This is a genomic window from Alkalibacterium sp. m-11 (assembly GCF_054658155.1).
This window is the reverse complement of sequence record NZ_BAAGIR010000541.1, coordinates 1-255: the sequence shown is the minus strand read 5'-3', so window position 1 is coordinate 255 and position 255 is coordinate 1. Positions and strand designations below refer to the sequence as shown.

Here is a 255-nt window from a genome sequence, read left to right as displayed (position 1 = left end):
AATCATAAACTGGCAAAAAGCATTGGTGATGCAGGATGGTATGAATTCATCCGCCAATTAGAATATAAATCCAAGCAAAAAGGACGGACACTTATCAAAGCAGACCGGTTCTATCCGTCTAGTCAGGCTTGTTCGAGTTGCGGACACCGAGACGGCAAGAAGCCGCTCAATATCCGGGAGTGGGACTGCCCGACATGCGGGGAATACCTTGACAGAGATATCAATGCCAGCAAAAACCTCTTGGCATTGGCCAAG

At 47.8% G+C, this 255-nt stretch carries 1 protein-coding gene; it reads left to right on the top strand.

Features of this window, described 5'->3' with window-relative positions:
• Positions 1 to 255 (top strand): RNA-guided endonuclease TnpB family protein (locus ACYQ2O_RS13520; RefSeq protein WP_459796861.1); only part of this gene is annotated, 255 nt, incomplete at both ends.